Genomic DNA, 23,356 nt, shown 5'->3' with positions numbered 1-23,356 from the left:
AAACGAAGCTATTATTCAACGATAGATAAATATAATAAGCCTCCGGCACCAACATGTACCGGAGGCTTATTGATCCTAGTCCGTAGACCGGATTATTGTTCGATTGCTGCTGCTACTGGAGCAACGTCAACCGGGTAGACGCTCACTTTTTTGCGGTCACGGCCCCAACGTTCGAATTTCACGACGCCGTCAACTTTTGCAAACAGTGTATCGTCTTTACCGATGCCCACGTTTGTTCCTGGGTGAATTTTAGTACCGCGTTGACGGAACAAAATGTTACCACCAGTTACGAACTGACCATCTGCACGTTTTGCACCAAGACGTTTGGAGTGGGAATCACGTCCGTTCTTTGTGGAACCTACACCCTTCTTGGAAGCGAACAATTGCAAATTAAGCTTCAACATGTTGTCTACCTCCTTTTTACGTTAATGTAACTTGCTTTATCTTGATATACTCTCCGTAAGACTCTTCGATACTAGCCAGCATAACCTGCATCGATTCCAACAACAATTGAATCTGATCCTTCGGGCTGTCTTCCGGCAGAACCGGCAAGCGAGCACTCAGGAAACCATCCTTCATCTTGGCCTTCATTTCTACACCGGTCAGAGCTTCAACGGAGTTCACCGTACCTACCGTAATGGCAGAAACGGCCGCACACACAATATCTTCTCCACGGTCGGCATATCCTGCATGTCCACGGGATGAAAAACCACCAATTGTACCGTCTTCATGACGCTCAATGCGTACGATAATCAATTACCGCACCTTCTTATGCTTGGATTTTCTCAATAGTCACTTTAGTATATGGTTGACGATGACCTTGTTTTACGTGGTAGTTCTTTTTAGGCTTGTATTTGTAAACTACAACCTTTTGGCCCTTAACGTGTTTTTCAACTTTCGCTGTTACACTAGCGCCTTCTACCAGCGGCAAACCAGTTACCAGACCGTCTTCTTTGGATACAGCCAGAACGCGGTCAAAAGTTACGCTGTCGCCATCAGTAGCGTCCAGCTTCTCGATGAACAATACGTCGCCCTCTTGCACTTTGTATTGCTTACCACCTGTTTCGATAATTGCGTACATTCTCCTTGCACCTCCTCATGTCTCAGACTCGCCTGATCCAGGTGCCATAGGGAATACCCATGAACTTATACCCGATCGGAGCGGTTGCAGCATGTGAAAGGAGTAATACCCGACACATACCAAATTATTGTAGCATAGCCAAATCAATAAATCAATCCTTTATCCGGGAAGCAATTTTGCCGGTTCCGTGACAAACACTGCAGGTTTTGTAGCTCATGCTGCCGGTCTCTTCACGCGCCTTTTTGCGGGTCAATTCCAACATGCCGAGCCTTGTCCAGCCCACAATATGTGTTTTGGTGCGGTCTTTGTACAGCACGTTCTCCATGACTTCCACGACCGCTTCTCGTCCCGACTCGCTGTCCATATCGATAAAGTCGATAATTATAATTCCCCCGGTATCACGCAAACGAAGCAATCTGGCAATCTCTTCCCCTGCCTGAATGTTCGTACGGGTTACCGTCTCTTCCAGTGTGGCTCCACCTGTGAATTTGCCGGTGTTCACATCAATGACAGTGAGCGCCTCGGTCTGGTCCCAGATAATATGGCTGCCATTTTCCAGCCAGATCTTGCGCTGAAAATCACGGTAGAGGCGTTCCTGCACACCCATATGCTGAAAAAGCGGCTCCTGCCCGCTATATAATTCTACAGGAACGGGGGTACCCGGCAGGACCAGTGTACGGATAAATTCCGAGGCCTGCTGGGCACTTTCAGTATGATCGGTAATAAAACGGTCTTCCTCCGGATTAAATACGTCTCGGATCATCCGCTCCACAATTCCCAGATCACGATGCAGCTCGATCGGCGGTGCAGATTGACCTGCCCGGCTGATGATCCGTTTCCAGGTCTCACGCAGCTGCCGGATATCGGCAGCAATCGCTTCAGTCGACTCGCCCTCGGACACGGTGCGCAGAATGAGTCCTTCTTCCCCTTTACGCAGCTCTTCACCGAGCCTTCTCAACCGCAGACGCTCTTCGTCGGTGCTGATTTTTTTGGAGACCGCGATATAATCCGCTTCGGGCATGTAGACGACCCAGCGGCCCGGCAGTGAATAATGGGTCGTCAGTTTGGCTCCCTTGGTACCGACAGGTTCCTTGGCTACCTGGACGATGATTTCCTGTCCTGCGCTGATCAGAGCTGCGATATTGGGTTTGATGGAAGGCTGCTTGTCCATATGAGGATGCAGCACATCATCGATATATAAAAAGCCGTTCTTTTTCTGGCCAATATCGACAAATGCAGCCTGTATACCCGGCAGTACATTCATGACTTTGCCTTTGTAAAAGTTACCGGCGATGCCTTTACCAGATGAACGTTCTGAAGCAAATTCAACCAGCTGGCCCCGATCCAGAAGTGCCATCTGTATTTCTTTGGACGAATAACTTACTATCATCTGCTTCATTATTATGTTCCACCTCTATTTTTTGAAAAAGCTATCGTCATAAATGCTTGCTTCCATATCCATTCCTCTTTTTTAGACGACATATGGTAATAAAAGGTTTCAGTTCTCTGCAAAGGCAAGGCTATCGGATACGGACACGACTATCTCACGGACCGTTATTCATTCCGATATCGGCTGGTCACTTATAGAGATAAAGAAAAATGAAAAAACCGGTACAAAGGTACCGGTTAATCGACTTCGTATTTTTCCTGATAAATCTTGATGCTAAGTACAAGGCCGATACTGAGCATATTCAGTATCAGGGACGTGCCTCCATAGCTGATAAATGGAAGTGTAATCCCCGTTATTGGCATCAGACCAATCATCATGCCCACATTCTCAAAAATCTGGAATACGAACATACTGACAATACCAACAATAATATAGGAACCCCGCCTGTCATAACACTGCAAGGCGATGAGTATCATTCGATAGATCAGTAGGAAATATACTACAAGCAGGATAGAAGATCCGACAAAACCAAATTCCTCTCCAATAACGACAAAGATTGAATCCGAGTATGGATAAGGAACAAATTTATTGTTTTTCAGTTGGCCCTGCATATATCCGTCACCGAATAATCCGCCTGAGCCTACTGCAATCTTGGCATAGCTGGATTGATGTTTGGCATCATCCGAAGCCTTATCCGGATCAATAAAGGTATTAATCCGCTCATACCAGTGAGCCTTGTTGTTCTCGTACAAATAATCATGAATCTGCTGATTAAAGGTTGTAAATAATACGACCACCAGTATCAGCCCACCGATAATTGTTGTTAGTCCCACAATGACATGTGTATATCGGGTATTGCCAATCCAGAGCATACCTACCAGGATGATCAAGTAAATGATGGCATTTCCCAGATCGGGCTGAATCAAAACAATGAAAAACGGTATACAAACGATCAGTGCGGTCGGCAGCAAATCCGAACGAAACCGAAGCGGATCACCATCCCTTTTGCCAAGTAGATAAGCGGTTGTTAAAACAACAACAATCTTGACCATCTCTGCAGGCTGGAACTGGAATCCCGGCAGGTTGTACCAGCTTTTAGCACCATTGATCTCGGAACCAAACGGGTACAGCAGCAGCAAAGATAAAATTCCGATACCATACAGATACCAATGCTTGCGCAGTAAAATCCGATAATCGAAAATGCTGACTGCAAACATGATCACAAAGCCAATACCATAAAAAAGGAGCGCACGAATGTCATAGCCTTGGAATTTGGGATCCGGAGCAATGGCACTGCGCACGAGCAATGTACTGAACACCATAAATATGCCGAGCAGGGTAATAATTCCCCAGTCCAGCTTTTTAAACTTATTAAGCAAAATCCATCAACCCATTCCAAAAAACTTCTTAAAGCGAGAAAATGCACTCTTTTTCTGATCCATCTGCATTAATGGAACCGTGTCCCCCAAAATTCTGCGAGCAATGTTCCGGTAAGCAATTGCAGCTTTGGAATCCGGGTTCATAACCGTTGGCTCTCCGGAGTTGGCTGCCTTGATCACCATTTCATCATCGGGCACGACTCCCAGCAGGTCAATATTCAGCACCTGCAGTACTTCATCAATATCCAGCATATCTCCTGATTTCACCATGCTATGGCGAATCCGGTTCACGATCAGCTTGGGCGAACTAATATGCGAGCTCTCCAGCAGACCGATTACGCGGTCAGCGTCACGAACAGAAGCATTTTCAGGTGTAGTCATCACAATGGCCTGGTCTGCTCCGGCAATCGCATTTTTGAATCCCTGCTCAATTCCGGCAGGACAATCAATCAGGACATACTCAAAATCTTTTTTCAGTTCCTCGATGATTTCTTTTACCTGTTCCGGTGAGACCGCATTCTTGTCTTTGGTCTGTGCGGCAGGCAGCATATACAGTTCGTCAAAACGTTTATCTTTGACCAGCGCCTGATTCAGACGACAGCGGCCATCGGCGACATCACACAGATCATAGATGATCCGGTTTTCCAGTCCCATCACGACATCCAGATTACGTAAACCAATATCCGTATCCACCAGACAGACTTTTTTGCCGAGGAGCGCGAGCGCGGTACCGATATTTGCGGAAGTGGTTGTCTTTCCTACTCCGCCTTTGCCTGAAGTGATGACAATAGCCTCTCCCATGTACTACACCCCTTTAAACACGTTAAAATCCCGGCCAAGCCGGGCCATATTTGCCATTTTATCAATCTTCATAATCCCACCCTGCAGATAGGCGAATTCCATATGGGATTCCCGGTTCTCCCCATCATCCGGCGGCCGGCTGATCCGGTCTGCAATTCTCAGTTGTGTCGGGGAAAAGAACGAAGCGGCAATAACAGCATCTTCGTTACCATCAATACCGGCATGCGCCATTCCGCGCAGTGCACCCAGTATATAAATATCATCTGTACTCGTCACTGTTCCGCCCGCATTCACATCCCCCAGAAACAACAGCGGACCCTCATGATGGAGCACCTGCCCCGAGCGGATCATGCCCGTGAGGATTTTCACAGCATTCCGGTCGATGACTTCAGGTTCCGGTACAGGCGGCTCTTCAAAAGAGCGGACGAGCAGGTTACCCTTCTGGCTCAGTATATCCAGCAGGGTATCCTTTTGCTCCTCCGTCATCTCTCGCTCACCTGTCCGGATATCCACATGTACCAATGGACCGGTCAGAATGTTTTGATGGGTATGTTCCAACTTAAACCGCAAATCGTTTACGAGATCTTCAAAATCACATTTATCATCAAACTGAAAGGTTAATCCGTCCTTGATTCCTTTGATCGTTACATATCTTGAGGCTCTTACAGCCATTCTTCGGTCACCCCCACCTTACTATACAGTTCGCGCCGGTGGCGGGAATTCCTGCCTGGACCGCAAATTAAGCGGCTTTTTCCACAATGACATTTTGCTCGGCTCTACTCTTCCTCTGCTGCCCGTCTGCGCAGCTTGGCGACCTTCTCCAACTGCTGGCGTACCGGCACAAATATGATCAGTGCAAAGATAAAATGCAGCAGCAGATTGGGGAACATGTAATGTCCCAGAGCCCAGGCGTAAGGTTCACGCGTCAGGCCGAAAACCAGATACAGTCCATACAGCAGATGATCCAGCAGCAGACTGCCGATCAGTACAACGGTCATCATCAGCGGATAAGGTGCACGCGGCGACTGGAAAAGCAGCCCCAGCACATACGCTGACAATCCCATTGCAAAAGCATAGGCGCCTATCATATCTCCATAAAAGACGACATCATGCAGCAGACCAAAAATCAGACCAAGTGCCAGTGCCGTATGACGATGATAATAAATGGCTACAAACAGTATTAAAATATAGGCTAGATGAGGAACAAGCCTCGTATTCAGAAAGTCCGGTATTAACCAGGGAATAATCGTACCTTCCCAAATAAAGACCAGAAATAGCAGCAGCAGCAAAATCACCCGACGCGCCATTATTCTAGAGTCTCCTTGGTATATACCACAAATACTTCTTTCCAGTTTTTAAAATCAGCGGACGGATCGATGGTAGCTGTATTGGTCAGACCAAAGTCTCCCACCTGACGGCTAACCACTGTACCAATAATCATGCCTCTCGGGAACAGACCGCCGCTGCCGGAAGATACAATCGTATCGCCTTTTTTCAGCGGATCATCTTCCTTGATCTGTGTCATGGTAAGCATGCCTGTCGCCCTGTCATAGCTTTCCACCATACCAAAAGACTGATTTTCCTTACCGACAGCCGTGGCTGCAATAGCTTTGGAATTCGGGTCCAGAGGATCAAGTGTCGTAAGCAGCTTGACTGTCGCATGGTAATTGCTCGTCTGGCTGACGATCCCGACCATTCCATCCAGGGAAATAACCGGCATATCCTTGCGGACGCCATCCTTGCTGCCGAGGTCAATTACGACGGTTCCGGTGTCCTCATCGTTATCGACACTTGTTACATTGGCTACGTGTAGATCAAACTGGTTCTGAGCCAACTGATTGGTTGTAAATTTGAGTTCTTTCTTAAGCAGCTTGTTATCCTGCACTAATTGATTATAGTTTGCCTGCTGCATCATGTACTGTGCAGCAATTAATTTAAGTTCCTGATTTTCCTCATGTAATTCACTGAGGTTACTGATATCTTCAAAGAAGCCCGCTATGTAAGAAGCGGGCTTGTAAAATACACCTTGTACAAAACCGACCGTATCCCGGGCCACTTTCTCGGGCCAGGATAACGAAGTTCGGTTGGTCAATGTATATCCCATTAATGCGATGAATAAAATCAGTCCTACCAGCAGGATAAACAGTTTCTTGTTACCCAGCAGCTTAAACAGTTTCAACACCCTCTTAATTAACGGTTATTCTTCCCTGATGGGGGTTGACCATAGATGGCCGTAAATTAACGCTTCGAACGAACGGCCGAGCTGCTGCGCGATTTGAACAGATGGATATTTTCCAGAGCTTTTCCTGTTCCGATGGCTACGCAATCCAGCGGATTTTCCGCTACGATTACCGGCATGCCTGTCTCACCAGCCAGCAGTTTGTCCAGATTACGAAGCAGTGCTCCGCCGCCTGTCAGAACGATACCGCGGTCCATAATATCCGCTGCCAGTTCAGGTGGACATTTCTCCAGCGTCACTTTGACAGCTTCTACAATTGAAGCTACCGTATCGGATAGTGCTTCAGCGATTTCGTCAGAAGTAATAGTCAGTGTTTTTGGCAGACCGGATACGAGGTCACGACCACGAATTTCCATTGTTTCGACTTTTTCGAAAGGAATCGCAGAACCGATATCCATTTTGAGCTGCTCGGATGTACGCTCACCAATCATCAGATTGTACTGACGCTTGATGTACTGGATGATCGCTTCATCCATTTCATCACCGGCTACACGCACGGAACGGCTCGTTACGATACCACCAAGAGAGATAACGGCAACTTCTGTTGTACCCCCGCCGATATCGACAACCATGCTGCCTGTTGGTTCCCATACTGGCAGATCAGCACCAATCGCTGCTGCGAATGGTTCTTCGATCGTGTAGGCTTCACGTGCCCCAGCCTGTTTGGTCGCGTCTTCAACCGCACGCTGCTCGACTGCAGTGATGCCGGAAGGTACACATACCATTACATTCGGATGCTGCGGGAACATCGAACGCTGTTTTTGTGCCTGGCGGATAAAGTATTTGATCATTGTCGCTGTAGTATCAAAATCAGCGATAACGCCATCTTTCATCGGACGGATGGCACGGATGTTGCCCGGTGTACGACCAATCATTTTTTTGGCGGATTCGCCAACAGCCTCGATCGTATTCGTATCCGTACGGATCGCGACTACGGAAGGTTCTCTAACTGCAATTCCTTTACCTCTTACATATACCAGTGTATTTGCTGTCCCAAGGTCAATCCCCAAATCTTTCGTAAAACCACCAAACATAACTTTTAACTCCCTTTCCTCTGAATCTCGACTATTATATTACATGAAGCCCTGTTCCTTCAAACTTACGAATTTCATATCTCCAATGACCAGGTGATCCAGCACTTCAATTCCGATAATTTGCCCTGCTTCGACGAGTCTCCGTGTAAGTGAAATATCCTCCGGACTTGGCGTAGGATCACCGCTCGGATGATTATGCGCACAGATGACCGATGCACTGCTGCATTTGATCGCTGCACGGAATATTTCACGCGGATGTACGATCGAAGCATTGAGGCTGCCCATCGATAACGTTTCCTGGGAAATAATATGATTCTTGGTGTTCAGAAACAAACATACAAAATGTTCTTTTTGCAAATAGCGCATCTGTTCGATCAATAAGTCAGCGGCATCGCGCGGACTGCGGATCACCATGGCATCTTCCTTGCCGGTACGGCTAATTCGTCTGCCCAGCTCGATTCCAGCCTTGATCTGGATCGCTTTGGCTGTCCCGATTCCCTTGATCTCCGTCAGTTCCTCGATACTGAGATCCACCAGCTGACGAATAGTGCCCACCTGCTGCAAAATCCGTGCTGCCAGATGAATGGCAGACTCGTCTCTTGTGCCGGTACGGAGCAAAATAGCCAGCAGTTCGGCATGACTGAGCGCCTCGGCTCCATAACTGATCATCCGCTCACGCGGACGATCTTCAAGAGGAATATCACGCAAACGATATTGTGGCGCCTCCATCAGTATTCCTCTTCTCTACGACAGAATTAAGAACCAAGAACGGATATGTCAAACTCCTCCAGCATATCGCTTAGCAGTGAAACAGGCAGACCCACTACGGTAAAATAGCAGCCTTCAATACGGTCAACCAGTGTGGAACCCAATCCCTGAATGGCATAGGCTCCGGCCTTGTCGGCAGGTTCACCGCTGCGTACGTAAGCTTGAATCCGCTCTGATGTGAGAGGCTTCATATGTACAAGCGTTTGCCGGTAATCCGTGCGGGTGCGGCCAGTTGCCGTATCGGTGCAGGTGATTCCGGTATACACGTAATGACTCCGTCCCTGTAAAGACTGCAGCATGGCTGCGGCCTCCTCCTCATTCTCCGGCTTGCCAAATACACGGTCGTCCAACACGACAATTGTGTCGCTGCTGACAATAACCGCACCGGCTACTTTGGAAGGGTACTGCTCACATACAGCATTTGCTTTACGAAGGGCCAGTTCAGTAACGATACGTTCCGGAGACCAGTCCCCGGGTACGGATTCGTCGGCTTCACTGGGCATAATTTCAAATTCCAGCTGTAAAGAGGCCATCAATTCTTTCCTCCGTGGAGAAGCGGACGCCAGTATGATACGACGCTGAGATTCTCTACTCATAAGAAAGGCCCTCTCCTTTTACATGTTATCATTGAATGATTCAGAGTCTGCGGTACAGCCATATCGCGGCCACTACCCCGAGCAGACTGAGCAGGCTCAATTTGAGATGAAGCTCAATGTTGTAGCGTATAATGTTCAAATTGGCACTGGGAGACCAGTCAATGGTCGTCGACTTGGTCAGAAAAGATAAAATTGCTACAGGCTCCAGCAGTGTAGCGATCCATTCGCCAATCAGCCAGCCCAGCAGCAAAAATAAAATTAATGTTCCTGCATTTTTTTTCATGCTGTCTTTCCCCTGCCTTTGATTTGACACCACATTATTATACGTTGATTCTTACGGCAATACAAACAAAAAAGAAAAGAGGTTTGTTTTGCTGAAAATCCCGTCAAAAAAGACTGTCCGAAGACAGTCTTTGGATAGAACTCTATCTGTCCGATATCCGGCAGCAGGCAGATCAATTGGTTTCTGGTGTCGATTCCAGCTGTTCCGCCAGCGCTTTGGATACTTTCCAGATGTCGCCTGCACCCATTGTAATGATCAGTGTACCCGGTTCCAGGCGCGAAGTCAGCATGGTAACAACTTCTTCCTTTTCCGCAATATAGCGGGCATTGCTGTTACTGTTCTCACAAATGAGCTCCACAAGTCTAGACGAGTGAACGCCTTCGATCTGCTGCTCGCCAGCCGGTGCATAAATATCCGTAATGATCACTTCATCCGCTTCAGTGAAGGCACGGCTGAATTCATCCAACAGGAAGAAAGTACGTGAATACCGCTGCGGCTGGAAGATCGCAATGATCTTTTTGCCGGTTGCGCGTGCAGCCTGCAGGGTCGCTTCGATCTCGGTCGGATGATGGGCATAATCGTCCACAACCAGCACATTATTCGCTTCACCGATCACCTGGAAGCGGCGCTTGGCTCCCTGGAAACGTACAATTGCTGCCGCTACAGCGGTAAAGGAAAGTCCCGCTTCCAGACAGGAAATGATCGTTGCCATTGCATTATAGACATTATGGATACCCGGTACGGACAGCTGGACAGTTCCCAGCTTCTCGCCCCGGTATTTCATCACGAATGAGATTTTGCGGTCATCCGGCTGAATGTCTTCTGCCGTATAGTCTGCATCCTGTTGAATACCAAAGGTAACCGTATCCCCTTTAATATTAGGCAGAAGCTCACGGACATTCTCGTCATCCGCATTGACAATCGCTTTGCCGCCGGGACGCAGCTGGCTGAGGAATTGTACATAAGCTGCTTTGATATTGGCAAAATCACCGTCATAGTTTTCCAGATGATCCGCTTCGATATTGGTTACGACTGCAATCGTCGGATGGTACTGCAGGAACGTGCCGTCGCTTTCATCGGCTTCGGCGACTACATAGTCCCCTTTGCCTGCCTTGGCATTGGTGCCGAGATTCACGATCTCTCCGCCGATAATATATGTTGGATCAGCGTCACATTCTTCCATCACCAGTGCGATCATAGAAGATGTGGTTGTCTTGCCATGTGCTCCTGCTACCGCTACCCCTTTACGTTCGTTCAGCAGACGTGCCAGCATCTCGGAGCGATGCAGGACAGGAATCTCCAGACGTCTTGCTTCTACAAGCTCCACGTCATCAGTCGCTACTGCCGAAGAATAGACGAGCAGATCGGCGCCGTGTACTTTTTGTGCATCGTGTCCGATGTGTATTTCTGCGCCCTGCTGCTGCAGTTTGGCTGCCAGTGCACTCATCGCCACATCCGAACCGGTCACCTTATAGCCCATTTCGAGTAATACTTTGGCGATGGCGCTCATGCCGTAACCGCCAATGCCTATAAAATGTATATGTTCTGTCTTATTCATTATGTCTCACCAGCCCTTTTCAGAATCGGATTGATGCAAAAGAGTCGCTCTTACATCTGAAATTAAATAGAGTGTTCCGGTAACGACCCCAAGATCTTCCCGTTCTGTACGTGACTTCAGCAGCTCCAATGCCTGCTTCCAGTCACTTTCCACTATAATCTCAACTTCCGTTTTGTTCATGTCGTGTTGTAGTTGACGAACAAGCTCGTACAGTCTGTCCGCATCCATTTTACGTCTAAAATCCGGTTCGGTCAGAATCAATGTGTCCGCAATGGACAGCAGATGACGGAATACCGGTTCATGCTGCTTGTTCTCCAGCATGCCTGCCAGCATATGAAGTTTATTGTACGTATACGTCTGCGGGATGCTCTTCACGAGTGAAGCGGCTCCCTCCGGATTATGCGCGCCATCCAGTACAATCGGCGGGTGATCCGACACCTTTTCCAGGCGTCCTGCCCAGAATGTATGACGGAAGCCGGACAGCAGCGGCTCATCATCCAGCACAAAGGCCATATACTGACGCAGCACTTCCAGCGTCATCATCGCAAGGCCGGCGTTGGCGCACTGATGCTCGCCCTGCATGCCGATCTCAATATCCATTTCACGGAAAGGTCCATGAAAATGAAAAGACTGGCTGTCCTCGTCTCCGCTCAGACGTTCTGCCGTATAATCCCGGCCTGCCAGATACATGGTCGTACGGCACTGCTCCGCTTTGCGGGCAAGTACTTCGATTACTTCCGGTTGATCAACACTGGTCACTACCGGCACGCCCGGCTTGATAATGCCTGCTTTTTCCCCAGCGATCTGCTCCAGTGTATCTCCCAGAATATCCGTATGATCATAACCCACATTCGTAATCACCGACACAATCGGATGCACGATATTGGTCACATCCATCCGTCCTCCAAGACCGGTCTCCCATACGACCACATCGGGATAGCACTCTTCGGCATAATATACAATAGCCAGTGCAGTCGATACTTCGAACATGGTAGGAGAACCCAGTTCGGTCGCTGCCATCTCCGCAACGAGCGGATACAGTCGATTGGCGACATGAAGCAGTGTCTCTTCGGGGATATCCTGACCGTTATATTGAAAACGGTTGGTGAACTTGGTGATATACGGCGAAGTAAATGTACCTACATCATAGCCCGATTCAATCAGTACCCGTGTCAGAAAGGCACATGTACTGCCTTTGCCGTTGGTGCCTGCCACATGAATGAACTTCAGCCTGCGGTGCGGATTGCCGAGCAGCTGCATCAGCTGCTCGATCCGCTCCAATCCCGGACGAATGCCAAAAGGAATCAGATTATTAATCCATTCCACAGCCTGTTCGTACGTATGTAGAGGGGCTGGCTGCCCCTCCGCAGTTTCGTATTCCATAATGTCCACCTTAACCTTTCAGTTCGGCAATACGGGCAAGAACCTTGTCGCGTTTGTCGGAATAATCAGCCTGTTTGGCACGTTCTTCCTCGATCACTTTCGCTGGCGCCTTGGATACAAAGCCCTGGTTGGACAGCTTCTTCTCCACACGTTCCACTTCGGAGTTGAGTGTAGCCACTTCTTTTTCCAGACGGGCAATTTCCTGGCTGATATCGAGCAGTCCTGCCAGCGGCAGGTACAGTTCCGCACCGGTTACGACAGCGGACATCGCCTTATCCGGCGCATTCAGTTCCAGACCTGCCTGATACTCGGAAGTATTACAGAAGCGCTGGATATAATGGGCATTGGATTCGATGATATCGAGAGATTGCCGATCATTGGCTTTAACGAGCAGTTCGATTTTTTTGCTCATCGGTACGTTTACTTCCGCACGGATATTACGTACGGAGCGGATCATATCGATCAGCAGGCTCATCTCTTCTTCAGCCGCTTTATTTTCCAGTGCAGGATCGAATTCCGGCCATGCCGCCAGTGTAATGGTCTGTCCTTCATGCGGCAGATGCTGCCAGATCTCTTCGGAAATGAACGGCATAAACGGATGAATCATCCGCATCGTGCGGTCCAGTACATAAGCGAGTACGGATTGGGTCGTCTTCTTGGCAGCTGCATCTTCTCCATACAGGGACAGCTTGGCAATCTCGATATACCAGTCACACAGATCATCCCAGATAAAGTTGTACAGCAAGCGTCCGGTTTCCCCAAATTCATAGGAATCGATCAGGCGTGTAATATCGCGCGCCGTTTCGTTCATGCGATGCAGAATCCAGCGGTCCGCTGTGCTCAGCTGGCCGGTCAGATCGATATCTTCAAAAGTGAATCCTTCCATATTCATCAGTGCAAAACGGGAAGCATTCCAGATTTTATTGGCAAAGTTGCGGGACTGCTCTACGCGCTCCCAGCGGAAACGTAAATCCTGACCCGGCGTACTGCCGGTAGAGATCATATAACGCATCGCGTCCGCGCCATATTGTTCGATAACTTCAAGCGGGTCAACCCCGTTGCCGAGCGATTTGGACATTTTCTGTCCATCCGACGCACGTACAAGACCATGCATCAGCACATCCTTGAACGGAATCTGATCGGTAAACTCAATTGCGGTGAAGATCATGCGCGCTACCCAGAAATAGATAATGTCATAGCCGGTTACAAGCAGATCGGTTGGATAATAGCGTTTGAGATCTTCTGTCTCATCCGGCCAGCCGAGTGTGGAGAACGGCCACAGCGCCGAGCTGAACCAGGTGTCCAGTACATCTTCATCCTGACGCAGCGTTTTGCCCGCGTGCTCAGGCAGATTGCTTGGATCTTCGGCGGATACGATAATCTCGCCAGTCTCTTCGCAGTACCAGGCCGGGATGCGATGACCCCACCACAGCTGACGGGAAATACACCAGTCACGTACATTTTCGATCCAGTTCAGGTATGTTTTCTCAAAACGGTCCGGTACAAAATTCGTACCTTTGCCATTACGCTGTGCTTCGATGGCTGCATCAGCCAGCGGCTTCATTTTAACGAACCACTGGGTAGACAGATACGGCTCAACTACAGCTCCGGAACGCTCACTGTGTCCTACCTGGTGAACATGATCCTCAATACGAATCAGTACACCGGCATCCTGCAGATCCTTGACGATCTGTTTGCGTGCATCACTGCGGTCCATTCCCTGGTATTTGTCGGCATTTTCATTCATAATGCCGCCTTCGTCCATCACTACGATCTGCGGCAGATCATGGCGCTGACCCATTTCAAAGTCATTCGGATCATGGGCAGGTGTGATTTTCACAGCACCGCTGCCGAATTCACGATCTACATAATCGTCTGCAATCACGGGAATTTCGCGACCGATGATTGGCAGTACGAGCATTTTGCCGATCATATCTTTGTAGCGTTCGTCTTTGGGATGAACAGCTACTGCAGTATCGCCCAACATGGTTTCCGGACGGGTTGTGGCTACAGTGATCGAGCCGCTTCCATCCTTCAGCGGATACTCCAGATGATACAGATGACCGTTTACTTCTTTGTATTCCACTTCGATATCGGACAGGGCTGTACGTGCCTGAGGGTCCCAGTTGATGATGCGTTTGCCGCGATAGATCAGGTCTTTTTCATACAATTTTACGAATACCTGGCGTACTGCCTTGGACAGTCCTTCATCCAGTGTAAAACGCTCACGGGAGTAATCGAGAGAGAAGCCCATTTTGGCCCACTGCTCGTGAATGGTCTGTGCGTATTTGTCCTTCCATTCCCACACTTTCTCCACGAACTTCTCGCGTCCCAGATCATGACGGGTAATGCCTTCGGCGCGCAGATTCTGCTCTACCTTGGTCTGGGTAGCAATACCGGCATGGTCGGAACCCGGCAGCCAGAGTGCATCATATCCCTGCATCCGTTTGGTACGAATCATAATATCCTGTAGGGTAAAGTCGAGCGCATGGCCGATATGCAGCATACCGGTTACGTTCGGCGGTGGAATAACAATCGTATATGGCTGTGCATCCGGACGCTGGCCTGCACGGAAGAAATCATTTTCCATCCAGTAGTCATACCATTTGCGCTCGGCGGATTTGGGGTCATACGTTGTCGGCATGGATGTTGATGCCGGATTAGTGTTTGGTTCTGTCATACAGATCCCTCCATCATTATCATATAAGTAAAAGTGTACACCTGATGCATGCACGGGACAGCGGATGCCATGAATACCCGTTCCTGCGTATTAAACCGTGTATGATCGTTGTTCGGCAGTTATTATCCACCAGTAAGGCCAAACCAACAAAAAAAGCCCTTCGTCTCAAAGGACGAAAGGCCTGGCTCTCGTGGTACCACCTTTGTTTCGCTACCTGTACTTCCTTGCGATTATATTGAAAATACGCATCAGATAACGACACTCTAAGACAGATAACGGCTGCTACCGGTCCATTCTATACCTGTTACCGCTGCCGATCTCAAGGATCGGACAAACCAGGTCTCAAATGAACAACTCCCGGACGACTTCGACGTATCGCATCCTACAGAACCTCTCAGCGCAGCAGTTCCGCTCTCTAAAGGCCGATCATGTCTACTATTTCCGTTCACAGTTTTTGAACTAATTTTCACTCAACATCATAACTTGTAGACGTAGCAAAGTCAATAAAAAAGCTGACATCCGGCGTATGCCTGCCGAATGCCAGCCTGTCTGTATTTACTTTAAATTAAAAGCAGCCCGCCTGTAACTGCAAGGCGTCATTACTCCTGTCCAATCAGCTTGAGGCTCTCGGCCAGCTGCAGCATATCCGATGGCCAGGGATCATCCACGACCGTCTCTTCGCCTGTCCACGGATGGACAAAAGCAAGCTGTTCGCCATGCAGTGCCTGGCGATCCAGCAGATCACTGCGTCCACCGTACAATGCATCACCGATTAGCGGATGCCCCATATAGCTCATATGGACACGAATTTGGTGCGTTCGGCCGGTTTCCAGCTTCAGCTTGACCAGACTGGCGGCTTTGGTACCGGCTACCTTTTCCACAAAAGTAACGGCAGACTGTCCACCCGGTGATACCCGGCGGCGTTGCTTGTGATGGCGATCCTTGCCAATCGGCTCATCGATTATCGTCAACTGATCACTGACATTGCCCTGCACGAGTGCAGCATAACGTCTATCGATGAGCTTCTCCCGCATCTGCTCATCCATCAGGGAAAGGGCAAATTCGTTCTTGGCGTATAGTACCGGTCCGGTTGTGTCCTCATCCAGACGATGGACATGGCGTACGGCACAATCCTGGCCGGTACTCTCATAATGCGCAGCTACAGCATGGGCCAGCGTCACCCGTGTATCCTGCTGATCCGCAGGGTGTACGGCCATACCAGCCGGCTTGTGCACCACCAGGATGTAATCATCTTCATACAGAACTTCCAGCGGATGATCATAACGCGGCTCAAAGCCGTACTCGGCCGCCGGAAACAAACGCAGTCTGATGCGGTCGCCGGTTATTTTGATTTCTCCTTTGGAATGAAGTCTGCCCAGCAGTTTGACCGGGAAAGACTGGCTTTCCAGCCACTGCATCATCCGGGTATGACGCTGCTCGGTCTGCTGCAGATCAAGCTCGCGGCCGGGCATGAGCTCCAGCCATTCACCGCGGCGCTCCGCAGCGGCTCGAATCGATTTGAAAGAAGGATTCCCGGTATTGGAACGGTTGTGGTCGTCCATGGCAGGTGTCATCATTATAGCGACTTCATGACATCGCGGTGAACTGCGATCGTCTGCTCGATATCCTCATCGCTGTGCACACCGGATACGAACATGCCTTCAAATGGAGACGGTGCCACGCTGATGCCGCGATCCAGCATCGCGCCAAAATAGCGTTTGAACATATCCATATCGCTCACTTTGGCAGTATCGTAATTGGTTACCGGTCCTTCTGTCAGGAACGGGCAGACCATGGAGCCAACACGGTTAATTGTAAGCGGAATGCCTGCTTCGCGAGCGTTGACTTCGAACCCTTCCTGCAGACGGGCAGAGATCTGCTCCAGACGTGTATACACTTCCGGCGTCAGCAGGCTCAGTGTGGTATAACCGGCTGTCATCGCGAGTGGATTACCGCTGAGTGTGCCTGCCTGATAAATAGGGCCTGTCGGCGCAATCTGCTCCATAATCTCGCGCTTGCCTCCATAAGCTCCAACCGGCAAACCGCCACCGATTACTTTACCAAGACAGGTCAGATCCGGAGTCACTCCATAACGTCCCTGGGCACAGTTCATATGCACGCGGAATCCGGTCATGACTTCATCAAAGATCAGCAGACTGCCATACTGCGATGTCACTTCACGCAGACCTTCGAGGAATCCGGCTGCCGGAGGAACTACCCCCATATTGCCGGCTACCGGCTCAACGATAATACAGGCGATATCCTCGCCAAAACGTTCAAATGCCAGACGGACCGATTCCAGATCGTTGTAAGGAACCGTTACGGTATTGGAAGCGACCGCTTCCGGTACCCCGGGGCTGTCCGGCAATCCCAGCGTAGCCACACCGGAACCGGCTTTGATCAGCAGGCTATCGCCATGTCCATGGTAGGAGCCTTCAAATTTCAGAATTTTATCGCGCTTGGTGTAACCGCGTGCCAGGCGGATCGCGCTCATCGTCGCTTCCGTACCGGAGCTTACCATACGTACAATATCAATCGACGGTACACGCTCGGCGACCAGCTTGGCCATACGCGTCTCAATCTCGGTCGGTGCGCCAAAGCTGGTGCCTTTTACCGTGGCTTCCTGCAGTGCACGAACGACGTCGGGATGCGCATGTCCCATAATGAGCGGACCCCAGGAGCCGACATAATCGATAAATACATTGCCATCGATATCATACAGACGGGAGCCTTCTCCACGATCTACATACACGGGCGTCAGACCTACCGTTTTAAAAGCGCGAACCGGACTGTTCACCCCGCCCGGAATATACTGTTTGGCTTCTTCAAAAGCTGTGCGCGAGCGTTCATCACGGCGCACGGAGTTCATATTGTTCATTGATCAAGCACCTCCATAAATGGTATCCAAATGATACAGACCGGGAGTACACCGGACAGACCGGTGCACCGCTTCAGACTGTATTCATTTTCCCTGTCCCGTATATTTACCCGTCCTGTTCATGTGCAATCCGAATGGACGGATGAAATCGTCATTCTATTCTTCGCGCAGCCAACGTGCAACATCTTTGGAGAAATAAGTGATGATCATGTCCGCGCCGGCACGTTTGAAGCCCAGCATCATCTCGGTTACAATGCCGCGCTCATCAATCCAGCCCTGCTGTGCAGCAGCTTTGACCATAGCATATTCCCCACTGACATTATAAGCTACCAGCGGCAGGTCAAAGTTCTCGCGGACCGCACGCAGTACGTCCATATATGCCAGCGACGGTTTGACCATCAGCATATCGGCGCCTTCCTGTACGTCGCTCTCCGCTTCGCGCAGCGCTTCACGTACATTGGCAGGGTCCATCTGATACGATTTGCGGTCACCGAACTGAGGAGCCGACTGGGCAGCTTCACGGAATGGACCGTAGAATGCGGAAGCATATTTCACCGCATAGGACATAATCGGAATGTCCTGGAATCCCGCATCATCCAGAGCAGCACGGATTGCATAGACGAATCCATCCATCATATTGGAAGGGGCAATAATATCCGCTCCTGCCTGTGCCTGGGAGACAGCCGTCTGGGCGAGCAATACCAGCGACTCATCATTATCCACATCCGCATGGATATGACCGTCAATCTCATGACTGTGAACTACACCACAGTGTCCGTGGTCAGTAAATTCACACAGACAGGTATCGGCAATGACAACCAGCTGCGGATAGTTTTCCTTGATATAACGGATCGCCTGCTGTACAATGCCCTGTTCCGAATAAGCACCTGTACCGACGCTGTCCTTGGTCTCAGGCACACCGAATACCATAACTGCCGGAATACCCAGCTCGACGATCTCCTGAATCTCTTCACCGATGCGGTCCATGGAGAAGTTGTACACACCCGGCATGGAAGAGATTTCCTGCTTTACATTGGTACCGTAGGTTACAAATACCGGCTGGATAAAGTCGGTTTTATGCAGACGGGTTTCGCGGACCATGCTGCGGATAGCAGCAGTTTTGCGCAGACGACGGTGACGTGTAAAAGCTTGACTCATGATTATACTTCCTCTCTTGTTTATAAAATAAAGCCGACCTGCTCAAGCGGTGGTCGGCATACGCTATGTCGATCATCAATTAGTGAGATTGAAGCGGGACATTGCCCGCATTCCAGCGGCATAAAATATCAATTAATCCATCCAGTGTGGACTGCTCCGCCATCAAGCCTACAGACAAGCCTGCCTTTTCGGCAGTCAGTGCGGTCTGCGGTCCGATGCAGGCAATGACCGAATGCTGCAACGTCTCCACCGGATTGTCAAAGCCCAGTTTGCGCATCGCTGCCAACAGATTCGTGACGGTCGATGAACTGGTAAAAGTAACCGCATGGATCGCCTGTTCTTCAAACAGCTTGCGCAGCTCGATATCGTCTTCGCCAGTCATGACCGTCTCGTACGTATCGACCTCTGTCACATCCAGCTGCATCTGTCTCAGCGTATCCGGCAGCCAGGCGCGTGCCAGATCGCCGCGAGGTAGCAGAACGCATTGTCCGGCCTCCAGCTGGCCTTCCAGGCTCTCCAGCATGCCTTCGGCGTGGAATTTCTCCGGCAGGATAACAGCAGTCAGACCACGGCTACGTAGAGCCTCCAGCGTCGCTGGACCTACGGCTGCCAGGCGGGCATGATGCAGCGAGCGGATATCCTGCTCCTGCTCTTCCAGATGACGGAAAAAGTACTCCACCCCATTTACACTCGTGAAGAACACCCAGTCATACCGCTCCAGCTGTGAAAAGGCATGCGCAATCTGCTGACGAGCCGATTCGGAGGAAGGCATGACCGTCTCGATGACCGGGTACTCATAAGGCTCCCCGCCCAGTTCATCAATCCGGTCGACCAGTTCACTCGCCTGGCTGCGTGCACGTGTAACGAGAATACGCTTGCCGAATAAAGGCAGCCGTTCAGCCCACTGCATCCGCTCTCGTTGATTCACCACTTCGCCTACAACAATAACAGCCGGCGGTTTGAAATTGGCCTCTTCCACTTTGGCTGCGATATCTTTGAGCGTACCGACAAGCGTATCCTGCTCTGCCCGTGTTCCCCAGCGAACGAGCGCTACCGGTGTATCTTCAGGTCGTCCATGGCGGATCAGCTGCTCACTGATATAACTGATTTTGGCAACACCCATCATAAAGACAAGTGTTCCCGTAGCGTTAGTCACCTTATCCCAGTGGATACTCTGATCCAGCTTATCCGGACTCTCGTGTCCGGTAATGATCGATACGGAAGAAGCATAATCCCGGTGTGTCACTGGAATCCCCGCGTAAGCCGGAACAGCGATAGAAGAACTGATGCCCGGTACAATCTCGTACTCAATTCCATGCTGACGCAGCAGATCCGCTTCCTCGGCTACTCTGCCGAAGATCGTCGGATCTCCACCTTTCAGGCGCACAACCGTTTTGCCCTGCAGTGCCAGATCGACGAGCAGCTGATTGATCTCTTCCTGCTTCATGGTATGACGATCAGGCAGCTTGCCTACATAGATCTTTTCCGCGCCCGGTTTGGCCTGCTTGAGCAGCCTCGGGCTTGCCAGTCGGTCATAGACGACCGCATCCGCCAAACCAATACATTCCCAGCCCCGAAGCGTAATCAGCTTTAGAGCTCCAGGACCTGCACCTACCAGATACACCTTGCCGGTCATTCTCTTCATCCCCCAACTTCTGCCAGAATCTTGTCCGCTCCACGAAGAATCAACTGATCTGCCACTGCAAGCCCCAGCTCTACAGGATGAGTACCCTGCAGCGTTTCTTTCAGTATTGTACTGCCATCGGGTGAAGCTACCATTCCTGTTAATGACAATTGTATAATGTTTTGGTCTGCTTGAGAATCCGATGTCAGCACACGAACCGCATAGGCACCGATCGGTACCTGACAACCGCCATTCAGCTTGGCAAGAAACGTACGCTCTGCAGCTACCGTAAAGGCGGTCAGCTCATCATTATACAGGGAGAGCAGCTGCAGCATATGCTCATCATCTGCACGGCACTCGATGCCCAGCGCCCCCTGCCCTACAGCAGGAAGACATATATCGGCAGGCAAATAAGCACTAATCCTGTCGGACCAGCCCATTCGTTCCAATCCGGCTGCTGCCAGCATGATCGCATCGAATCCTTCACTCTCCAGCTTGCGCAGCCGTGAATCGATATTGCCACGAATGGATTCAATCTGCAGGTCAGGACGGTACGCCTTGAGCTGGCTCGCCCGGCGCAGACTGCTCGTACCCAGTTTGGCACCCAGCGGCAGCTCATCCAATCCTCCACCATTGCGGGTGATCAGACAGTCACGCGGGTCTACCCGCTTCGGAATGGCTCCATTGACCAGACCATCCGGCAGCACAGACGGCATATCCTTCATACTGTGTACCGCCATATCGATCTCGCCATTCAGCAGAGCCTGTTCGATTTCTTTGACGAACAATCCTTTGCCGCCCACTTTGGAGAGGGTAACATCCAGGATCTGATCGCCTTTGGTAACAATTTTTTTAATTTCAAATTCGACTTCTATTTCATGCTGTCTGCCCAGCTCTGTCAAAGCATCAATTACATGTCCTGTCTGGGTCAGTGCAAGCGCACTCTGCCGACTGCCTACGATTATTTTGCGCATTAGGTTATCTCTCCCCGATGTTGTGCGATCCACTGTTCAATTCGGGATTCATCCCACCAGACAAACCGACCCTGCCGGATCTCTTCCAATATACTTAGATCGGAAGCCTGCTCCAGCAAATGTCTGCGTTGTTCGTGGTCCTGAATCATCTCCTTGATCCGGTGACGCAAATAATAAAGAAATTCAATATAAGTCTCATATTCCTGACCAAAATGCCGGTCCAGTTCCCCTGCCAGTCGGCGTCCTACAACAGGTCCTGCTCCCGAGGTCGTAACCGAAGCGATCAGCCGTCCCCGTCGAATAACCATCGGATTGATAAATGTGCTGGCTTCATGATGATCCGCCACATTGACCGGAATACCTTCACAGCGTGCTTCATCCGCTACCTGGCGGTTAATCTCCGTCTGCGTAGTCGCCGCGTGAACGAGAAAATAACGCCTTTTCCCATTCTCGCTGGACTCTGCACCGCAGGAGACATCTCCCCGCTCATAATCACGGGCGATCCAGCGGATTCGATCCGATTGTGCCTGCTCCTGCAATTCGAGAGTCAGCTGCGGACTAATCAAAGTAATGATCGCTCCGCCTTGCAGCAGATTACGCGCTTTGCGCTCTGCTACCTTGCCACCGCCGACGATCAGGCAGTGCTGATTTCTACAGTCCAGCATTACAGGAACGTAGGGAATAATATCACTCATACGCCCACCCACTGGTGAAATGCCGACCATGTATTGGCCACAAAATTAAGAATAAATACGATATAACCGGCAATCGCCCATCTAGCCATAACGACCGCCGAGTAATTGCGCATATGCCGAGTGGCAAAATAGGCAATATACACACACAGGGCAAGCAGGGTAAATACGACTTTCAGGTCCAGCAGCAGCACATATCGTCCTTCTGCAAAAATAGACATTAATGCCACGATCAGTGATACGATCAGCAGTGGTGTACCGATAAGCATCGAAGTGTATGTATACCGCTCCATACTCTCCAGACTCGGCAGCCGGCGTACGGTGTTATCCCATTTCTTTTGCTTGAGCTTGCGGTGTAAAAATAAATACATCGCCGCAAATACCGCAGCCACCGTATAAAAGGCAAAACTCAAATTCGCCAGTGCTACGTGCAGAATCAGCAAACCATGCACCGTGTCCCAGCCCGAGGGCAGGGCCCCTTCACCGGGAGAATGCAGACGGTTCTGAACCATAGCACAAAAGCCGATTACATTTAACAGCAATACGGCATAATCTGTCTTGAGCACCCTCTCTATAAAGAAGGAGATCAATATTAAAATAAAAGTCAGGAAAAAGAAAAAATCATACGTTGAGAACAGCGGCAGCGTCTTCTCTTCGATCGTACGAATCGTAATGCTGGCCAGCTGAATAATAAACACGAAAACAAGAAACCCTGTGCCCGTCCGCTTCGCCCTCGGATTGCGACGTATGCAATCCGAGAAATAAAACAGAAGGCTCAGGGCGTATAAATAAATGATAATATCGTATAACAGGTTAAACAGCGTCAAAGCAAATCACC

Annotated in this window: 23 protein-coding genes and 2 other annotated features; all 23 genes read right to left on the bottom strand. The window is 50.0% G+C overall.

Going from position 1 to position 23,356, the window contains the following annotated elements:
* Nucleotides 1-92 precede the first annotated feature (92 nt).
* A complete protein-coding gene (gene rpmA, locus M1D61_RS05375; protein ID WP_017814064.1) occupies nucleotides 93-404 on the bottom strand; it encodes a 50S ribosomal protein L27 in 312 nt (103 codons plus the stop codon).
* Nucleotides 405-420: 16 nt separating this feature from the next.
* Nucleotides 421-756 carry a ribosomal-processing cysteine protease Prp gene (locus M1D61_RS05370; RefSeq protein ID WP_458121461.1) on the bottom strand — a complete coding sequence of 112 codons (336 nt, stop codon included), beginning with the start codon at nucleotides 754-756 and terminating at the stop codon, nucleotides 421-423.
* Nucleotides 757-769: 13 nt separating this feature from the next.
* Entirely contained in the window at nucleotides 770-1,081 is a 312-nt protein-coding gene (gene rplU / locus M1D61_RS05365; RefSeq protein WP_017814066.1) for a 50S ribosomal protein L21, read from the bottom strand.
* A 14-nt stretch (nucleotides 1,082-1,095) separates the two neighbouring features.
* Nucleotides 1,096-1,177, bottom strand: a sequence feature (ribosomal protein L21 leader region).
* Nucleotides 1,178-1,232: 55 nt separating this feature from the next.
* The gene (locus tag M1D61_RS05360) at nucleotides 1,233-2,480 is read right to left on the bottom strand and encodes an Rne/Rng family ribonuclease (RefSeq protein WP_458121460.1); all 1,248 of its coding nucleotides are present in this window, start codon (nucleotides 2,478-2,480) and stop codon (nucleotides 1,233-1,235) included.
* Nucleotides 2,481-2,707: 227 nt separating this feature from the next.
* On the bottom strand, nucleotides 2,708-3,850 hold the full coding sequence (locus tag M1D61_RS05355; RefSeq protein WP_458121459.1) for an FtsW/RodA/SpoVE family cell cycle protein: 1,143 nt from the start codon (nucleotides 3,848-3,850) through the stop codon (nucleotides 2,708-2,710).
* 6 nt (nucleotides 3,851-3,856) lie between these two features.
* Nucleotides 3,857-4,651 carry a septum site-determining protein MinD gene (gene minD, locus M1D61_RS05350; protein WP_046215705.1) on the bottom strand — a complete coding sequence of 265 codons (795 nt, stop codon included), beginning with the start codon at nucleotides 4,649-4,651 and terminating at the stop codon, nucleotides 3,857-3,859.
* 3 nt (nucleotides 4,652-4,654) lie between these two features.
* Nucleotides 4,655-5,323: a septum site-determining protein MinC gene (locus M1D61_RS05345; protein ID WP_458121458.1), complete on the bottom strand. Its 669-nt coding sequence runs from the start codon at nucleotides 5,321-5,323 to the stop codon at nucleotides 4,655-4,657.
* Nucleotides 5,324-5,427: 104 nt separating this feature from the next.
* Nucleotides 5,428-5,958, bottom strand: coding sequence for a rod shape-determining protein MreD (locus M1D61_RS05340; RefSeq protein WP_458121457.1), 531 nt, complete (start codon nucleotides 5,956-5,958; stop codon nucleotides 5,428-5,430).
* Nucleotides 5,958-6,830: a rod shape-determining protein MreC gene (gene mreC, locus M1D61_RS05335; protein ID WP_458121456.1), complete on the bottom strand. Its 873-nt coding sequence runs from the start codon at nucleotides 6,828-6,830 to the stop codon at nucleotides 5,958-5,960. The genes M1D61_RS05340 and mreC overlap by 1 nt, the downstream gene beginning before the upstream one ends.
* Nucleotides 6,831-6,889: 59 nt before the next feature.
* Nucleotides 6,890-7,924, bottom strand: a complete 1,035-nt coding sequence (locus M1D61_RS05330) for a rod shape-determining protein (RefSeq protein WP_458121455.1) — start codon at nucleotides 7,922-7,924, stop codon at nucleotides 6,890-6,892.
* Nucleotides 7,925-7,963: 39 nt separating this feature from the next.
* The gene (radC, locus tag M1D61_RS05325; RefSeq protein WP_458121454.1) at nucleotides 7,964-8,653 is read right to left on the bottom strand and encodes a RadC family protein; all 690 of its coding nucleotides are present in this window, start codon (nucleotides 8,651-8,653) and stop codon (nucleotides 7,964-7,966) included.
* Nucleotides 8,654-8,679: 26 nt separating this feature from the next.
* Complete coding sequence (locus M1D61_RS05320) at nucleotides 8,680-9,288, bottom strand: Maf family protein (RefSeq protein WP_458121453.1); 609 nt, start codon at nucleotides 9,286-9,288, stop codon at nucleotides 8,680-8,682.
* Nucleotides 9,289-9,328: 40 nt separating this feature from the next.
* Entirely contained in the window at nucleotides 9,329-9,571 is a 243-nt protein-coding gene (locus M1D61_RS05315; protein WP_046215712.1) for a DUF4321 domain-containing protein, read from the bottom strand.
* A gap of 172 nt (nucleotides 9,572-9,743) precedes the next feature.
* Nucleotides 9,744-11,129, bottom strand: a complete 1,386-nt coding sequence (gene murC / locus M1D61_RS05310; protein WP_458121452.1) for a UDP-N-acetylmuramate--L-alanine ligase — start codon at nucleotides 11,127-11,129, stop codon at nucleotides 9,744-9,746.
* A gap of 6 nt (nucleotides 11,130-11,135) precedes the next feature.
* Nucleotides 11,136-12,512 carry a bifunctional folylpolyglutamate synthase/dihydrofolate synthase gene (locus tag M1D61_RS05305; protein WP_458121451.1) on the bottom strand — a complete coding sequence of 459 codons (1,377 nt, stop codon included), beginning with the start codon at nucleotides 12,510-12,512 and terminating at the stop codon, nucleotides 11,136-11,138.
* Nucleotides 12,513-12,522: 10 nt separating this feature from the next.
* Nucleotides 12,523-15,192, bottom strand: a complete 2,670-nt coding sequence (locus tag M1D61_RS05300; protein WP_458121450.1) for a valine--tRNA ligase — start codon at nucleotides 15,190-15,192, stop codon at nucleotides 12,523-12,525.
* A 165-nt stretch (nucleotides 15,193-15,357) separates the two neighbouring features.
* Nucleotides 15,358-15,650, bottom strand: a binding site (T-box leader).
* 141 nt (nucleotides 15,651-15,791) lie between these two features.
* The gene (locus tag M1D61_RS05295; RefSeq protein WP_458122414.1) at nucleotides 15,792-16,664 is read right to left on the bottom strand and encodes an RluA family pseudouridine synthase; all 873 of its coding nucleotides are present in this window, start codon (nucleotides 16,662-16,664) and stop codon (nucleotides 15,792-15,794) included.
* 104 nt (nucleotides 16,665-16,768) lie between these two features.
* Nucleotides 16,769-18,070, bottom strand: coding sequence for a glutamate-1-semialdehyde 2,1-aminomutase (hemL, locus tag M1D61_RS05290; RefSeq protein WP_458121449.1), 1,302 nt, complete (start codon nucleotides 18,068-18,070; stop codon nucleotides 16,769-16,771).
* 156 nt (nucleotides 18,071-18,226) lie between these two features.
* Nucleotides 18,227-19,228, bottom strand: a complete 1,002-nt coding sequence (hemB, locus tag M1D61_RS05285; RefSeq protein ID WP_046215717.1) for a porphobilinogen synthase — start codon at nucleotides 19,226-19,228, stop codon at nucleotides 18,227-18,229.
* 79 nt (nucleotides 19,229-19,307) lie between these two features.
* Nucleotides 19,308-20,864 (bottom strand): uroporphyrinogen-III C-methyltransferase, encoded by a 1,557-nt coding sequence (gene cobA / locus M1D61_RS05280; RefSeq protein WP_458122413.1) that lies wholly within the window; start codon nucleotides 20,862-20,864, stop codon nucleotides 19,308-19,310.
* Nucleotides 20,865-20,869: 5 nt separating this feature from the next.
* A complete protein-coding gene (gene hemC / locus M1D61_RS05275) occupies nucleotides 20,870-21,826 on the bottom strand; it encodes a hydroxymethylbilane synthase (protein ID WP_458121448.1) in 957 nt (318 codons plus the stop codon).
* Entirely contained in the window at nucleotides 21,826-22,521 is a 696-nt protein-coding gene (locus M1D61_RS05270; RefSeq protein WP_458121447.1) for a precorrin-2 dehydrogenase/sirohydrochlorin ferrochelatase family protein, read from the bottom strand. Before M1D61_RS05270 ends, hemC begins: the two co-directional genes overlap by 1 nt.
* Complete coding sequence (locus M1D61_RS05265; RefSeq protein ID WP_046215721.1) at nucleotides 22,518-23,345, bottom strand: cytochrome C assembly family protein; 828 nt, start codon at nucleotides 23,343-23,345, stop codon at nucleotides 22,518-22,520. The genes M1D61_RS05270 and M1D61_RS05265 overlap by 4 nt, the downstream gene beginning before the upstream one ends.
* Nucleotides 23,346-23,356 lie beyond the last annotated feature (11 nt).

This window comes from Paenibacillus sp. Z6-24, from assembly GCF_054161335.1.
The sequence above is the reverse complement of the archived record's forward strand: the minus strand, read 5'-3'. Positions and strand labels throughout refer to the sequence as shown.

Excerpts from the sequence above, each read along its gene's own strand:
- M1D61_RS05360 (WP_458121460.1), bottom strand. The coding sequence starts at position 2,480 with ATGAAGCAGATGATAGTAAGTTATTCGTCCAAAGAAATACAGATGGCA.
- M1D61_RS05300 (WP_458121450.1), bottom strand. The coding sequence starts at position 15,192 with ATGACAGAACCAAACACTAATCCGGCATCAACATCCATGCCGACAACG.
- radC (WP_458121454.1), bottom strand. The coding sequence starts at position 8,653 with ATGGAGGCGCCACAATATCGTTTGCGTGATATTCCTCTTGAAGATCGT.
- murC (WP_458121452.1), bottom strand. The coding sequence starts at position 11,129 with ATGAATAAGACAGAACATATACATTTTATAGGCATTGGCGGTTACGGC.
- M1D61_RS05305 (WP_458121451.1), bottom strand. The coding sequence starts at position 12,512 with ATGGAATACGAAACTGCGGAGGGGCAGCCAGCCCCTCTACATACGTAC.
- M1D61_RS05315 (WP_046215712.1), bottom strand. The coding sequence starts at position 9,571 with ATGAAAAAAAATGCAGGAACATTAATTTTATTTTTGCTGCTGGGCTGG.
- hemB (WP_046215717.1), bottom strand. The coding sequence starts at position 19,228 with ATGAGTCAAGCTTTTACACGTCACCGTCGTCTGCGCAAAACTGCTGCT.
- minD (WP_046215705.1), bottom strand. The coding sequence starts at position 4,651 with ATGGGAGAGGCTATTGTCATCACTTCAGGCAAAGGCGGAGTAGGAAAG.
- cobA (WP_458122413.1), bottom strand. The coding sequence starts at position 20,864 with ATGACCGGCAAGGTGTATCTGGTAGGTGCAGGTCCTGGAGCTCTAAAG.
- M1D61_RS05340 (WP_458121457.1), bottom strand. The coding sequence starts at position 5,958 with ATGGCGCGTCGGGTGATTTTGCTGCTGCTGCTATTTCTGGTCTTTATT.
- M1D61_RS05270 (WP_458121447.1), bottom strand. The coding sequence starts at position 22,521 with ATGAGTGATATTATTCCCTACGTTCCTGTAATGCTGGACTGTAGAAAT.
- M1D61_RS05320 (WP_458121453.1), bottom strand. The coding sequence starts at position 9,288 with ATGAGTAGAGAATCTCAGCGTCGTATCATACTGGCGTCCGCTTCTCCA.
- rpmA (WP_017814064.1), bottom strand. The coding sequence starts at position 404 with ATGTTGAAGCTTAATTTGCAATTGTTCGCTTCCAAGAAGGGTGTAGGT.
- M1D61_RS05345 (WP_458121458.1), bottom strand. The coding sequence starts at position 5,323 with ATGGCTGTAAGAGCCTCAAGATATGTAACGATCAAAGGAATCAAGGAC.
- hemC (WP_458121448.1), bottom strand. The coding sequence starts at position 21,826 with ATGCGCAAAATAATCGTAGGCAGTCGGCAGAGTGCGCTTGCACTGACC.
- M1D61_RS05295 (WP_458122414.1), bottom strand. The coding sequence starts at position 16,664 with ATGCCCGGCCGCGAGCTTGATCTGCAGCAGACCGAGCAGCGTCATACC.
- M1D61_RS05330 (WP_458121455.1), bottom strand. The coding sequence starts at position 7,924 with ATGTTTGGTGGTTTTACGAAAGATTTGGGGATTGACCTTGGGACAGCA.
- rplU (WP_017814066.1), bottom strand. The coding sequence starts at position 1,081 with ATGTACGCAATTATCGAAACAGGTGGTAAGCAATACAAAGTGCAAGAG.
- hemL (WP_458121449.1), bottom strand. The coding sequence starts at position 18,070 with ATGAACAATATGAACTCCGTGCGCCGTGATGAACGCTCGCGCACAGCT.